Genomic DNA, 14,087 nt, shown 5'->3' on the forward strand with positions numbered 1-14,087 from the left:
GCGCCGCATCCACCCCCTCGCCAGCCACAGTCGGAGTAAACCATGACTTTCAAAGCGCTTCTCGCCACCCAGACCGGTGACCGCATCGCAGCTGACGTCGTAGAGCTCGACGAACATGACCTGATGCCCGGTGACGTCACCGTTGCCGTGGAGTATTCGACGGTCAATTACAAAGATGCGCTGGCCCTGGATGGACGTTCCCCGGTGATCCGTAAGTTCCCGTTGATTCCCGGCATCGACCTGGCGGGCATCGTGGAGAGCTCCGGCCATGCCGGCTTCTCGGCGGGTGACCGCGTACTGGTCAACGGCTGGGGATTGAGCCAGACCCACCATGGCGGTTTTTCGCAGAAAGCGCGCGTACCCGGGGAATGGTTGGTCAAGGTCCCCGAGGCATTTTCCACGCAGGATGCGATGGCGATCGGAACGGCCGGCTATACGGCGATGCTGTCCGTGCTCGCGCTGGAGCACGGTGGAGTGACGCCCGACCACGGCGACGTGCTGGTGACGGGGGCGAATGGCGGGGCCGGGTCCATCGCGATCGCGTTGTTGTCCCGGCTCGGTTATCGCGTCGTGGCGTCGACAGGGCGCCTGCAGGAAGCGGAGTATCTGAAGGAACTCGGTGCCGCTGAGATCATCGACCGTGCCACGCTCTCGGCGCCGGGTGCGCCCATCGCGAAGGAGCGCTGGGCCGGCGCCATTGATGCCGTGGGCAGCCATACGCTTGCCAATGTGCTGGCCCAGATCCGCTATCGCGGCGTCGTGGCGGCGTTCGGGCTGGCGCAGGGGGCGGATCTGCCGGGTTCGGTGTTGCCCTTCATCCTGCGCAATGTGACCTTGGCCGGCATCGATTCGGTCAATGCACCGTACGCCGCGCGCGAACAGGCCTGGGCACGACTGGCCACGGATCTGGACCTGCACAAGCTTGCCCGCACCACCCGGATGATCGGCCTGGCGGACGTTCCCGGACTGGCGGCGGACGTGCTGCAAGGGCGTGTGCAGGGCCGCACGGTGGTCGACGTCAACGCATAAGGGGCGGAACAGGGCATGCAGTGAGAAACTGATCTCTCGGATATCTCGATAATCGTGACCGGGGTCTCAAAGTTAATCCTCAAGATAATCTGCGAACTGCCGTTACAAACTTCACAGCATTCTGCTCTCCCTGCTGCGGCCTTCGTTCGTCCCCACGCCATCGCGTCGCCCCGCCGTGTATCTGCACGGCCCAGCCCTTCAGCCTGTTGGACCCGAGGACCCTGCAATGCCCAGCCCATCTGTCGGTACCCGGGTACCCGCACGCCTCTCTGCCTTTCTGTTTCGACCGTCCGCCACCCGGCACGCGGCGGCGGACGCGGCGGCGCGCAGGGACCAGGACCTGCAGGCGCAGGTCGATGCACTGCACCGGGTACAGGCGGTCATCGAGTTCGGGTTGGATGGCACCGTGCTGAAAGCCAATGCCAACGTGCTGGCGACCCTCGGCTACACGATGGAAGAGATCCAGGGGCGGCACCATTCCATGTTCATGGAGCCGGAGCAGGTGCGCAGTGCAGCGTACAAAGCCTTCTGGGAAAAGCTGGGCCGTGGCGAATTCGACGCGGGTCAATACAGGCGGGTGGGCAAAGGCGGGCGTGAAATCTGGATCCAGGCGTCCTACAACCCGGTCTTCGACAGCAAGGGCACGCCCTGCAAAGTGGTGAAGTTCGCCACTGACATCACGGAAGAACGGCAACGTGCCGCAGATGTCGCGGGCCAGCTTGCCGCGATCAACAAATCGCAGGCGGTCATCGAGTTCAGCCTGGACGGGCGTATCGAGACCGCCAACGAGAACTTCCTGGAGACCACGGGCTACTCGCTCGATGAGATACGCGGCAAACATCATTCCATGTTTGCCGACCCCGTTTATGCCCAGAGTGCCGAATACCGCCAGTTCTGGGAGAAACTCGGGCGCGGCGAATACGACGCGGGACGCTATCGCCGGTTTGGCAAGGGTGGCCGTGAGGTGTGGATCCAGGCCTCGTACAACCCGATCCATGACATGGATGGGCGGCCGTTCAAGGTGGTCAAGTACGCAAGCGATATCACGGCGCAGGTGCTCGAGTCACAGGCACTGCAGCAGGCGGTGGACCAGACCCGGGACGTGGTCGCCGCCGCGCAGGGCGGTGACCTGAGTCGCCGCATCGACCTCAACGGCAAACGCGGCGCGATCGGCGAGCTTTGCCAGGGGATCAACCTGCTGGTGGAGTCGATGGCCGGCATGATCGGGCGGATCAAGGCATCCGCGGATGCGGTCGCGATGGGCGCAGGCGAGATCGCGGAAGGCAACGATGACCTGGCACGGCGAACCGAGCAGCAGGCAGCGTCGCTGGAGGAAACCGCCGTATCGATGCAGGGCCTGACCGCGGCCGTGCGGCAGACCGCAGACAGCGCACAGCAGGCCAGCGAGTTGGCTGGCGCGACGGTGCGGGTGGCCGAACAGGGCGGTCAAGCCGTGCATGACGTGGTCTCGACCATGTCGCTGATCGCGGCGTCTTCGCATCGCATCGGCGACATCATCGGCGTGATCGACGGCATCGCGTTCCAGACCAATATCCTGGCATTGAATGCTGCAGTAGAAGCGGCGCGTGCTGGCGAGCACGGGCGTGGGTTCGCCGTGGTTGCATCGGAGATCAGGTCGTTGTCGCAGCGGTCGGCTACCGCCGCCAGCGAGATCAAACAGATCATCAGCGATTCGGTCGGCAAGGTCGGCGCCGGCAGCACGTTGGCGCAGGGGGCAGAGCGCACGATGGACGACATCGTCCAGAGCGTGCGGCGGGTCAACGATCTGATCCGCGGCATCAGCGCGGCCGCTCAACACCAGAGCGAAAGCATCGTGCAGATCAACCAGGCGGTGGATCACATCGACGAGGGAACCCAGCAGAACGCGGCGCTGGTCGAGGAGGCATCCGCGGCTGCGCGCAGCATGGAAGAACAGGCAACGCAGCTGCTGGGCACCGTGGCCGCGTTCCGCACCGAGGCATTGTCCCGCTAGCGCGGGCAGCGTTGATACGTGTTGGGTATCACTGCTGGCAGACAACGGTATTGGCCGTTGTTGATCCGGTCGTTCAGGCTGGACGCATGCATACCCCTGTTTCTTTCCAAGGCCAGGTTGGCCTCATCACCGGCGCCGCAGGCGGCCTTGGGCTCGCTTACGCGCGGTTGCTGGCGGGTCGTGGCGCAACGGTCGCGATGCACGATGTAGGTGCCGATACCGATGGCAGAGGCCTTGATGCGACCCGCATCTCCCGTGCAGCGGAGCAGTTGCAGGCGCAAGGTCGCACGGTCAGCAGTCACTGCCTGCCCATCAACACGCGCGCACAATGCCACGCACTGGTCGACGACGTGCTGCAGCAGCACGGACGCCTGGACTTTCTGATCCACAACGCGGGCTGGGTGGCCTACCAGCCGGTGCAGGACGTAGACGAAGCGCAGCTGGAGCACACGCTGCTTATCGCGGCCAAGGCGCCGCTGTGGTTGGCTCAGGCGGCATGGCCGAGCATGCGCGCCAATGGAGGCGGGCGCATCGTGGTGACGACGTCTGATCGGGCGCTGTATCCGCAGCATGTGCAGCAGGGGCTGGTCAGCTATGCGATGGCAAAGATGGCCGCTGTCGGACTGGTCAACGTGCTGGCCGCCGAAGGGGTTGGGGACAACATCGTGGTCAACGCGATATCGCCGGTAGCGAAGACACGCATGTGGGGGCACCAGGGCGAGCCTGATGAGCTGCACCCCGATGCGGTGGCCACGGGCGTTGCGTGGCTGGCGTCCACCCGTTGCACGGAAGGCGGCTGGATCCTGCGTGCGAGCAACGGGCAGTTCCACGCCACGCGCGCAGGCGAAGCGGCCGGCGTGGATTATCCGCGCGATCTGAAGGCGATCGCGGTCGACACGGTTGAAGGATTCAATGCCGCGTGGCCACGCATCGCGTTGACCAACACCGAGTCGCGCTCGACGCATTCCGGCTGAGCGCTGCTGATACCCTGAGTGCCTTGTCTGCAAGGCGACCGCCATGATCGATCTCCGTCTGCTGCGCCAGTTCGTGGCCGTGGCAGAAGAGCTGCACTTCCATCGTGCCGCGGCGCGCCTGCACATGTCCCAGCCACCCCTCACCGCTGCGATCCGCCGCCTCGAAGAGCTCGTGGGTGCCATGCTGGTGTTGCGCGGGCACAGGACACTTGGGCTTACGGCTGCCGGGAAAGTGCTGCTCGTCGAAGCACGACGCACCTTGCAGCAGGCCGACCATGCGCTCGCTGCGACCCGCGAAGCAGCAGCGGGGCGCACCGGCGTGGTGCGCGTGGCGTATGTCGGCAGTGCGCTGTACGGCAGCCTGCCGCAACGGATCCGGTGCTTCCGGCGGAGCCATCCGGGCGTGCGTCTGGAGCTGCGCGAGGCGACCTCGTTCCAGCAACAGGCGATGCTGCGGCAGGGACAGATCGATATCGGCATCCTCATCCCCCCGCTTCCCTCTTCCGCAGACCTGCGGTTGCACGCGTTCGACAGTGACACGTTGGCGATCGCACTGCCCCGCGATCATCCACTCGCCGCCCGCGCCTCATTGCAGGTGGCCGACCTTGCCAGAGAAGAGTTTGTCGGCTGGCCGGCGGCCGAAGGGGAGGGTTTCCACGCGCACGTGATGCAGCAGTGCAGTGCTGCAGGCTTCGTACCCAATGTCGTGCAGGAGGCGCACGGCATGCACGCCGTACTTTCGCTGGTGGCAGTGGAAACCGGGATTGCGATCATCCCGGCCAGCATGATGGGCTTCCGCGCCGCCGAGATCGCCTATGTCCCCCTGTCGGCGCCGGTGACCACGTTCGATCTGTGCTTCTGCACCACCGTGCTGAACGATGCGCCGGCGCTGCAGGCCTTCCTGCACGCGGCAGACGGTCGCATGGTGGCCAGTGGCTGACATCCAGCGCGCGGGCGACGCATATGACTCTTCAAGGGCGAATGCTTCGTCGCTAGCGTCTGATCACACGTTCCGGACACTCAAAGGATGATGTGATGACCGCGCACTACGACAACATGGTGGATCAGTACGTGGCCTACGCCAGCTCCTCGCCCACCCGTCCCATCGAGATGCGCACCATGCTGCAGTTGGCGGGCGAGATCGAGGGCAGGTCGGTGCTGGATCTCGCCTGTGGGTCCGGCTATTACGGACGCGAGTTTCTTCGCCACGGTGCCGGCCGCGCGCACGGGGTAGATCTATCGCAAGGCATGATCGACTACGCACGCGCGCTTTCCGCGGACCGCGGTGACGACATGACCTTCGAGGTGAATGATGTGACCGCAATGCCCGCAACGGCGGAGCACGACATCGTGCTGGCGGCGTATCTGTTCAATTACGCGCAGTCGCTGCACGCGCTGCAGCAGATGTTCGAATCGGTGATCCCGCACGTGAAGCGTGGCGGCAGGCTGGTGGTGCAGACGCTCAATCCGGAATTCCGGATGGCGCTTGGCAACTATTCTGCTTATGGGGTGAAGGCGATCGAGGAGGTGCCGTGGCGGGAGGGTGCACGGCTGGTGTTCGAGTTCCCCGGCTCGCCCCCGGCGCGGATCACCAACTACCGGTGGGCGAGAGAACACTATGAGCATGCGATCCGGTCAGCGGGGTTCCGTGCTGTCAGCTGGCATGAACCGCATCTGTTGGAAGCGGATATCCGCGGCCGTCCTGCCGGCTATTGGGAGGGCTACGTACACAACTGCATGTCGGTGAATCTGGTGTGCGAACGTTGACGCATCAGCGCCGGGACAACACCCGGTCGAGTGCATCCATCGCGCGCTGTGCCACCGTGCCGACATCCTCGGCCTTCAACGCATCGTTGAATACTTCCAGGCCCACCGGGCCGGAATAGCCCATGTCCTGCAGCGCATCCAGCAGTTCGTGTACTGGCCAGATGCCTTCGCCCGGCAGACAACGTGCATGGCGGGCGGTGTCGATCACGTGGCCGGGCAGGGGCTGCTGCTGCACGTCACTCAGTTGCACCAGCGCGATGCGGTGCGCGGGAATCCCGCGCAGGTCGTCGACGCTGCGGCCTGCGGCAAACAGATGGAATGCGTCGACGACGATGTCGAGATTGTCAGCGTCCACCGCCTGTACCTGACGCCACACGGCGGGGAGCGTGGAGTTGAGCACACTCCACGCCATCCCTTCATACGCGATGCGCAGTCCTCGTGATCCCGCTTCCGCGCACAGCCAGCGCAGATCCGGCCCGACGCGATCGCCGATGCAGCGCGTGTCGGTGGAGGCGGGTACCAGCACCGTCCGGGCCCCCAATGCAGCCGCCAGATCCAACAGGCCGATGGCCTCGTGGCGTTTATCGCGGCGATGCGGGTCGGGTGCACCGTCAAAATCGAGGAGCACCTGGACGTCGGTAAGTCCCATCGCGGTGTCCTGCAGCGCGGAACGCACTGCAGCGGCCGACGTCGGCTCCACATCCTGGCGCCATATCTCGACCTGATCGAACCCGGCGGACGCTGCGGCGGCGAGCTTCTGCGAGGTGCCGCCGCCAAGCAGCACGGTGTTGAGGAAACGAGGGGAGGTGGTGAGCCGCATCTGGCGAGGGTACCGTCGCTGGGATGCAGGCGGTGTCGACGTGGAGCGCACCATCCAGAGCCGGCAATCGACGAAGGCCGATCGCCGACCGCGCACGCCGATCAGCGACGGTCGCGTTTGATCCAGGCCCGCACGAACAACGCGATCAGGCCACTGAAGATGACCCAGGACACAAGGTCGAACAGGCCGTCGCCGAGCAGCGCGCTGACCAGCCCGATGAGGCTGGCCAGCGTGATCCATGCAGGTGCGATGAAAGGACTCTTCATGCAACCTCCTGGGTCTGCGCCCGTTCGATCTCCGCTACGCGCGTGGCAGTGCTCCCGCGCTTGAACCAGAGGTACAGTCCGCTGATCAGCACAGCGATGGTCAGCAGGTCCATCAGCGCCCACAGGATCTTCAGCGGCAGCTTGCCGTAGTCGCCGAAGTGCAGAGGCTGGCTCAGCAGCAGCACGGTCATGTAGGTGGGCAACTGCGGCTGTGCCGTCAGGGCGCCGGTCTGCGCGTCGATCAATACGGGCCGATACAACCGCTCGGTCACCGGCGAATCGCCCTGCATGAACACGCCATAGTGGTGGTCACCGCTGTAGCCGGTACCGGGGAAGCTGACGAACGCCGGGCGCATGTCCGGCTCGGCTGCGCGCGCGGTGTCTACCGCGGCCTGCAGCGACGCGAGCTGCGTCGGCTTGGGCTGGCCGGCGTAGCGTGCAGCGAACTCGCCCAGTTGCTGCGTCTGCCAGGCCTGCTCCAAGGGCTTGGCCAGCGTGTTGATGGCACCGGTAAGGCCGACGACCAGCGCCCAGCCGAGGGTGACGATGCCGATCACGTTGTGCAGATCGAGCCAGGCAAGACGGCGGCTGCGACCCGTGCGCAGCGTGCCGAAGCGCTGCTTGCGCATGAAGGGGCCGTAGAGCACCAGCCCGGACACGATGGCGACAACGAACAGCAGCCCCATCGCGCCCATGAACAACAACCCCGGCAGCCCAAGGAACAGATCCGTGTGCAGGCGGTACAGGAAGTACATCACGCCTTCGTTGAACTGCGGTGCGGGGACCTGTTCGCCACTGACGGTGTTCAGCAGCACGGTCTGCATCTGCGGCGCGGGCGTGTCGCTGCGCGCACCGGTATTGACGTACATCAGCGGTGCATCGGGGTCCCAGCCGACGAACAGGGGCACATTGCCGGGAAAGTGCTGCAGGGCGGTCTGAACCTGCGCATCCAGGTTGCGGATCGGTGCATCGGCAGGGGCAGCGGGAATTTCGGGGTCAGCGCCGGTGAGGTGCCCGATCTCATGGCCGAAGATGAGGGGCAGGCCGGTCAGGCAGAGCAGCAGCAGGAACAGCGTGCAGACCAGGCTTGTCCATTTATGGACGACGAACCAGGCTTTGATGGCGGAACGTTGCATGGAGCGGAAAGTCTCGGTCGGCGATGGGCGGAAGGCCAATAGGCGGGCGCCGGGACGCTTGCGTGTCCCTCTTGGCACGCCGGAATGAAACAGGCAGTTGTTGCACAATATATAACGATAAGCCACCGGGCCGATCCGACGGTGTCGTGACGACCTCTCGACGCAGGACGGCAGCAGCGGCAAGCATGGTGCTCGACTGCTGGGGAGCTCCTTCCGATGCCTGTCTCTGCTTCGTATGACGCGTTCTGCCGCTACTATCTCGCGCTTGAGCGCGCGTCCCCCTCCCGTTCACTGGAACGATGCACGCTGCTGGAACTGGCCGGTGACCTGAGTGGCCGCGATGTAGTGGATCTTGCATGCGGAGAGGGGTGGTGCGGTCGCCAATTGCTCGCCGCCGGGGCGAGGTCAGCGCTGGGGATCGATATCTGCACCAGCATGATCGCTGAAGGTCGCGCAAGATCGGCCGGCGAGGGGGACCGCATGACGTTCCTGCACGCAGATGTGATGGATGTGGAGCGGGATGGCCAGTTCGACATCGTGACGGGGGCCTGTTTGCTCTGTCTTGCCAAGACCCGCAACGAGCTTGCAGCGATGTACGCACAGGCAAGGCGCCTGCTGCGACCTGGTGGCTGTTTCATCGCGGTGGTCAACAACCCCCAGTACCGTCACACCGGCAGCATCAACCCCGCCACACATGCGCAGGTGCTTGAGTGCGTGAGCGGCGAGGGTCATCAGCGCATGCGCATCCGGTTCGGTGCCCGGGAGGATGCGGTCGTCGTGGATTACAACTGGGATACGGCCAGCCATGAGGCCGCGGCCGAACAGGCAGGCTTCCACGAGAGTGTCTGGATGTGGCCAAAGGTGACCCCCGACATTCGTGCGAAGCATCCGGCGGGTTTCTGGGATGAATACGAAACCAACTGCGCGCGAGCCTTCTTGCGAGTGCGGTGCTGAACCGATGTCATTGTGTACCGCGCGCCATCATATTCAGTTTCAGGTCGCCTGCGCGCAACGTGCTGTCCGCCGCCGAAACCTGTACATGGCGACGCAGCGGGACCCCCACGCGTGTGAACATGGCGTCCGACGCAACGGACTGGGTCAGATAACCGTCCCCTGAGGCCCTCAATCCTGGGTGATCCGCGCTGGCCGGGGATGCGATCGAGCGTGACGACGCCGTAGGTGGCGGACTGTGCAGTTGCCACGTCGCCGTCGTGGCCCAGCGGGACGGTGAGCTGCGACTATCCAGCTCTGTCGCCATTCCCTCAGCCGTGACGGCGTCAGCCTTGATGGACAATGCGCGCGGCAGCGCCGTAGCCGGGTTCAGGGAGCAGTGCATCCCCGCAACCGAAGGCGTCTGCTACGGATGAAAAAAGTTTCATTTGGCGTCCACGCGTCCGTGCGGGGGTTTTCTTCTATATTCGCCGCACGCAGGATGCGGCGTGGCCGGCACCGCCGTGGCATGGCCCCTGACGCGTCGCATCGGATTCGTCCGAAAACTCCCCGATTTCCTTCCCCCGCAGGAAAATGTCCAATGGTTTTTCCATGTTTCGGCAGGCTGGTCCTCGCCGCCACCCTTTGCTTCATTCTCAACGGGTGCACACAGAAAGAGGCCGCCCCCGCCGCCGCGCCGCGCGACGTATCGGTGATGACCCTGCAGGCCCGGGCCGTCGCATTGGACCAGGAGCTGCCGGGACGCACGGTTGCCTTCGAAGAATCGGATGTACGCCCGCAGGTTTCGGGTGTGTTGCTGAAGCGGCTGTTCGAAGAGGGGGCTACCGTGAGCGCGGGTGATCCGTTGTTCCAGATCGACCCGTCGTTGTACCAGGCGGCGTTGAATGAAGCGGCGGCGAACCTGCGCACGGCGCAGGCCACGGCCGTGACCGAGCGCCTGCGCGCCGGGCGGTTGCAGGCGCTGGGCCAGGAGCAGCTGACCTCCCAACAGGCGGTGGACGATGCGATCGCCACGGCCAAGCAGGCCGACGCGGCGGTGGATGGGGCCAATGCGGCCCTGCAGACCGCGCAGACCAATCTACGGTTCGCCGCGGTGTCCGCACCGATCAGCGGGCGGGTGGGCCGGGCGCTTTTCACTCCGGGCGCGCTGGTGACTTCCGGCCAGGCCGAGCCGCTGGCGAAGATCCAGCAGGTGGATCCGATGAATGTGGATATCACCCAGTCCAGCAATGAGTTCCTGGCGCTGCGCCGTGCCATTGCCGAGGGCGGCGTGCAGGCATCGGCGACGCCGGTGACATTGAAGCTGTCCGACGGCAGTGCGTACCCGCTGCAGGGCACGCTGGAGTTTGCCGATCTGGACGTGGACCAGGACACCGGCAGCATTACCCTGCGGGCGACCTTCCCGAACCCGGACGGGCAACTGCTGCCGGGCATGTACGTGCGTGCGATGGTCGGGCAGGGCACGCGCCAGCAGGCAGTGCTGGTGCCGCAGTCCGTGGTCGATCGCAGTCCGCGGGGCAACGCGCTTGCCTGGGTCGTGGATGCCGACGACGTAGTGCGCCAGCGGGAATTCCGCACCCTGCGCGCGGTCGGCGACCAATGGCTGGTGGCCGATGGCCTGAAGGCCGGGGAGCGCATCGTCATCGGCGGCCGGCAAGGTCTCGTGGATGGGGCGAAGGTGGCGGTGACGGACGCCAAGGACGGTGCCAAGGTTGCCGTGGCACCCGCCGACACCGCAGCGAAGAAGGGCTGACCTGCGCATGCTCTCCCGATTCTTCATCCACCGTCCGATCTTCGCCTGGGTACTGGCGATCTCCATCATGGCCCTGGGCAGCATCGCGGTCCTGCAGTTGCCGGTGGAGCAGTACCCCGACATCGCGCCTCCCCAGATCAACATCACCGCCAACTACACCGGTGCGTCCGCGCAGACCGTGGAAGACAGCGTCACGCAGGTGATCGAGCAGCAGATCAAAGGCATCGACCACCTGTTATATTTTTCTTCCAGCAGTTCCTCCGCAGGGCAGGCACGCATCACGGTCACCTTCGACCAGCAGGCCGACCCGGACATCGCCCAGGTGCAGGTGCAGAACAGCGTCAACCAGGCGATCAACCGCCTGCCGCAGGAAGTGCAGCAGCAGGGCGTAACGGTAGCCAAGTCGCAGGGCGACTCGCTGATGGTGGTCGCGCTGTATGACACCACCGGCAAGATGCAGCGGGTGGACGTGTCGGATTTCCTGTCCAGCAGCGTGCAGGATCCGATGAGCCGTATCCCGGGCGTTGGCGAGATCGATGTGTTCGGCGCGCCGTATGCGATGCGCATCTGGATGGATCCCCATCAGCTTCGTGCCTACAGCCTGATGCCGAGCGATGTGCGCAGCGCGATCGAGGCGCAGAACACCCAGGTGACGGCCGGCGAGCTGGGCGGTCTGCCGGCGATGGACGACCAGAGCCTCAACGCCACGGTGACCTCGCAGTCACGGCTGCAGACCCCGGAGCAGTTCCGCGCGATCATCCTCAAGACACTGCCCAATGGCGCGGCCTTGACGCTGGACCAGGTCGCGCGCATTGAGATCGGTGCGCAGGGCTACACCATGAGCAGTTTCCTCAATGGGTACCCGGCCGCCGGATTCTCGGTCACCCTGGCCTCCGGTGCCAATGCCCTGCAGACCGCCGATGCCGTGCGTGCGGAAATCGAGCGCCTGAAGCCGACGTTCCCGCCGGGCCTTGAGGTGGCGTACCCACGCGACAGCACCCCGTTTGTACGGGTGTCGGTGGAAGGGGTGGTCCATACGTTGATCGAGGCGATCATCCTGGTGGTGGTGGTGATGTTCCTGTTCCTGCAGAACCTGCGCGCGACGCTGATCCCGGCGATCACGGTGCCGGTGGTATTGCTGGGAACCTTCGGGGTGCTGGCCGTCGCCGGGTTCACGATCAACACGCTGACGCTGTTCGCGATGGTGCTGGCGATCGGTCTGCTGGTGGACGATGCGATCGTGGTGGTGGAGAACGTCGAGCGCATCATCCACGAAGAAGGGCTGCCACCGGCCGAAGCCACCGAGCGCTCGATGGGCGAGATCACCGGTGCGCTGATCGGCATCACCGTGGTGCTCGGTGCCGTTTTCCTGCCGATGGCGATGTTTGGCGGAGCCACCGGCATCATCTACCGGCAGTTCTCGATCACCATTGCGTCGGCCATGGTGCTTTCCGCGCTGGTCGCGCTGACCCTGACCCCGGCACTGTGCGCCACCCTGCTCAAGCCCGCCGACAAGGAGCGCCCGCCGGGACGCTTTTTCCGCTGGTTCAATGCTCGGGTGGAACGCACCCAGGCCTCCTACCGTGCCGGCCTGGCCCACGTGGTCGGTCGGCCGCGGCGCTGGATGGCCTTCTATCTGCTGGTGGTCGTCGCGGTGGCGGGCCTGTACCTGCGCATGCCGACCGGCTTCCTGCCCGTAGAGGACCAAGGGCTGGTGATGTTCCAGTTCACCACGCCGGAAGGTACGCCCATGGCCAAGACCGAAGCATTGGGCGAGGACATCGGACGTTACTTTCGGGAAAATGAAAAGCAGAGCGTGGATGTGGCCTTCGTGGTGGTCGGTCGCAACAATGCCGGTACAGGGCAGAACGCGGGCCAGGGGTTCCTTGCGCTGAAACCGTGGAGTGAGCGCGATGGGGACACCAGCGCCGATGCGATCATCGCCCGCGCCAACGCGCACTTCCGTGCTGTGGCCGATGCCCAGGTCAACGTCCTGTCGCCGCCTGCGGTGCGCGGGCTGGGCCAGTCCAGCGGATTCGAACTGTGGCTGCAGGACAGCAGTGCGGCGGGGCGCGAAGCGCTGAAGGGGGCGCAGCAGCGCGTGGTGCAGGCGGCCAACGAGGACGCCGGCCTTTCATCGGTGCGCTTGAATGGACTGGGCGATCGCGCCCAGCTGCAGGTGGATATCGACCAGGCCCAGGCGAGCGCCCTGGGTCTGGCGCAGGCGGACATCAACACCACGTTGTCGGCCGCCTGGGGCGGAACCTACGTGAATGATTTCCTGGACCGCGGCCGGGTCAAGCGCGTTTACATTCAGGGCGACGCCCCGTACCGGAGCGTGCCCGAGGACATCAACCAGTGGTATGTGCGTGGCAGCGATGGGCAGATGGCATCGTTCGCCAGTTTTGCCCGCACGCATTGGGAGCGCGGGCCGCAGCTGCAGCAACGCTTCAACGGCCTGCCGGCGATGCAGCTGCAGGGCAGTGCCGCCCAGGGCAGCAGCTCGGGTCAGGCCATGGGCCGCATGACGCAGTTGGTGGCCCAGGAAGAGGGATTCGGCCTGCAGTGGAGCGGCCTGTCCTATCAGGAGCAGCTCTCCAGCAACCAGACGATCTGGCTGTACCTGGCGTCCATTGCGTTCATTTTCCTGTGCCTCGCGGCGCTGTATGAAAGCTGGACAGTGCCGGTGGCGGTGCTGCTGGTGATTCCGCTGGGCGTGCTCGGCACCGTGTTGGCGACCACCGTCGCAGGCTTCGTCAACGACATCTATTTCCAGGTCGGCATGTTGACCACCATCGGCCTGTCCGCAAAGAACGCGATCCTGATCGTGGAATTCGCCGAGGCCGAGTACCGTGCCGGACGCTCTGCGGTGGATGCGGCACTGGAAGGGGCGCGCCTGCGGCTGCGGCCCATCGTGATGACCTCGCTGGCCTTCGTGGCCGGCGTAGTGCCGCTGGCCCTGGCCACGGGTGCCGGGGCGGTGAGTCGGCGCGAGATCGGTATCAGCGTGATCGGCGGCATGGTGTCCGGCACGCTGTTGGCGATCTTGATGGTGCCGTTGTTCTTCGTGCTGGTGCGCGGTCTGGGCCGGCGGAAAAAGAGCGCCTGAACGTGAGTGGCCGTGCCGTTCAGCACGGTCATCGTCATGTCATCGGCGGATCACATGGCGGTCGCCGGGGCGGACTTAGGGTGGGTGCACCCGCCCCCAACGGAGTTCCGCCATGTGGCTCATCGACCGCCTGCTTCCGCACACTGCACTACTGGCAACGCCAAGCGATGCAGGGCCGATCGAAGAGGGACCGGATGCGCCTCCCGAAGCAGGCGCCCGGCGCCTGACCTTGAAGCGCCCCGTACGCGCAGGTCGCTTGGCGATCTCGCCCTGGCAGAAGGTTGCCGCC

At 65.3% G+C, this 14,087-nt stretch carries 11 protein-coding genes; 8 read left to right on the forward strand and 3 right to left on the reverse strand.

Translation table 11 applies throughout. From position 1 onward, the window contains the following. Positions 1-42: 42 nt before the first annotated feature. The 5 genes from IFT65_RS07680 to IFT65_RS07700 all read left to right on the forward strand — a co-directional run bounded on the left by IFT65_RS07680 (position 43) and on the right by IFT65_RS07700 (position 5,763). Positions 43-1,029: an MDR family oxidoreductase gene (locus IFT65_RS07680; RefSeq protein ID WP_192080970.1), complete on the forward strand. Its 987-nt coding sequence runs from the start codon at positions 43-45 to the stop codon at positions 1,027-1,029. A gap of 226 nt (positions 1,030-1,255) precedes the next feature. Then, complete coding sequence (locus IFT65_RS07685; protein ID WP_192080971.1) at positions 1,256-3,022, forward strand: methyl-accepting chemotaxis protein; 1,767 nt, start codon at positions 1,256-1,258, stop codon at positions 3,020-3,022. Positions 3,023-3,108: 86 nt separating this feature from the next. Further along, on the forward strand, positions 3,109-3,996 hold the full coding sequence (locus tag IFT65_RS07690; protein ID WP_192080972.1) for an SDR family oxidoreductase: 888 nt from the start codon (positions 3,109-3,111) through the stop codon (positions 3,994-3,996). A gap of 43 nt (positions 3,997-4,039) precedes the next feature. After that, positions 4,040-4,936: a LysR substrate-binding domain-containing protein gene (locus IFT65_RS07695; RefSeq protein ID WP_192080973.1), complete on the forward strand. Its 897-nt coding sequence runs from the start codon at positions 4,040-4,042 to the stop codon at positions 4,934-4,936. Positions 4,937-5,031: 95 nt separating this feature from the next. Continuing rightward, positions 5,032-5,763, forward strand: coding sequence for a class I SAM-dependent methyltransferase (locus IFT65_RS07700; RefSeq protein ID WP_188324795.1), 732 nt, complete (start codon positions 5,032-5,034; stop codon positions 5,761-5,763). A gap of 4 nt (positions 5,764-5,767) precedes the next feature. On the opposite strand, the gene IFT65_RS07705 is transcribed toward IFT65_RS07700, so the two are convergent. The 3 genes from IFT65_RS07705 to IFT65_RS07715 form a co-directional block, all read right to left on the reverse strand. Next, entirely contained in the window at positions 5,768-6,583 is an 816-nt protein-coding gene (locus IFT65_RS07705) for a sugar phosphate isomerase/epimerase family protein (protein WP_192080974.1), read from the reverse strand. 101 nt (positions 6,584-6,684) lie between these two features. Next, positions 6,685-6,849, reverse strand: a complete 165-nt coding sequence (locus IFT65_RS07710; protein WP_188324793.1) for a hypothetical protein — start codon at positions 6,847-6,849, stop codon at positions 6,685-6,687. After that, complete coding sequence (locus IFT65_RS07715) at positions 6,846-7,985, reverse strand: PepSY-associated TM helix domain-containing protein (protein ID WP_192080975.1); 1,140 nt, start codon at positions 7,983-7,985, stop codon at positions 6,846-6,848. Before IFT65_RS07715 ends, IFT65_RS07710 begins: the two co-directional genes overlap by 4 nt. Before the next feature lie 216 nt (positions 7,986-8,201). Here IFT65_RS07715 and IFT65_RS07720 point away from each other — a divergent pair, with 216 nt between their 5' ends. The 3 genes from IFT65_RS07720 (at position 8,202) to IFT65_RS07730 (ending at position 13,798) form a co-directional block, all read left to right on the forward strand. Continuing rightward, on the forward strand, positions 8,202-8,939 hold the full coding sequence (locus IFT65_RS07720; RefSeq protein WP_192080976.1) for a class I SAM-dependent methyltransferase: 738 nt from the start codon (positions 8,202-8,204) through the stop codon (positions 8,937-8,939). Positions 8,940-9,516: 577 nt separating this feature from the next. Beyond that, positions 9,517-10,689: an efflux RND transporter periplasmic adaptor subunit gene (locus IFT65_RS07725; protein ID WP_192080977.1), complete on the forward strand. Its 1,173-nt coding sequence runs from the start codon at positions 9,517-9,519 to the stop codon at positions 10,687-10,689. A gap of 7 nt (positions 10,690-10,696) precedes the next feature. After that, positions 10,697-13,798 carry an efflux RND transporter permease subunit gene (locus IFT65_RS07730; protein WP_192080978.1) on the forward strand — a complete coding sequence of 1,034 codons (3,102 nt, stop codon included), beginning with the start codon at positions 10,697-10,699 and terminating at the stop codon, positions 13,796-13,798. The last annotated feature ends 289 nt before the right edge of the window (positions 13,799-14,087 follow it).

Source organism: Stenotrophomonas sp. CFBP 13725, assembly GCF_014841935.1.
Taxonomy (GTDB): Bacteria; Pseudomonadota; Gammaproteobacteria; order Xanthomonadales; family Xanthomonadaceae; genus Stenotrophomonas.

Coding starts and splice junctions, on each gene's coding strand:
- IFT65_RS07680 (WP_192080970.1), top strand. CDS start 43: ATGACTTTCAAAGCGCTTCTCGCCACCCAGACCGGTGACCGCATCGCA.
- IFT65_RS07685 (WP_192080971.1), top strand. CDS start 1,256: ATGCCCAGCCCATCTGTCGGTACCCGGGTACCCGCACGCCTCTCTGCC.
- IFT65_RS07690 (WP_192080972.1), top strand. CDS start 3,109: ATGCATACCCCTGTTTCTTTCCAAGGCCAGGTTGGCCTCATCACCGGC.
- IFT65_RS07695 (WP_192080973.1), top strand. CDS start 4,040: ATGATCGATCTCCGTCTGCTGCGCCAGTTCGTGGCCGTGGCAGAAGAG.
- IFT65_RS07700 (WP_188324795.1), top strand. CDS start 5,032: ATGACCGCGCACTACGACAACATGGTGGATCAGTACGTGGCCTACGCC.
- IFT65_RS07705 (WP_192080974.1), bottom strand. CDS start 6,583: ATGCGGCTCACCACCTCCCCTCGTTTCCTCAACACCGTGCTGCTTGGC.
- IFT65_RS07710 (WP_188324793.1), bottom strand. CDS start 6,849: ATGAAGAGTCCTTTCATCGCACCTGCATGGATCACGCTGGCCAGCCTC.
- IFT65_RS07715 (WP_192080975.1), bottom strand. CDS start 7,985: ATGCAACGTTCCGCCATCAAAGCCTGGTTCGTCGTCCATAAATGGACA.
- IFT65_RS07720 (WP_192080976.1), top strand. CDS start 8,202: ATGCCTGTCTCTGCTTCGTATGACGCGTTCTGCCGCTACTATCTCGCG.
- IFT65_RS07725 (WP_192080977.1), top strand. CDS start 9,517: ATGGTTTTTCCATGTTTCGGCAGGCTGGTCCTCGCCGCCACCCTTTGC.
- IFT65_RS07730 (WP_192080978.1), top strand. CDS start 10,697: ATGCTCTCCCGATTCTTCATCCACCGTCCGATCTTCGCCTGGGTACTG.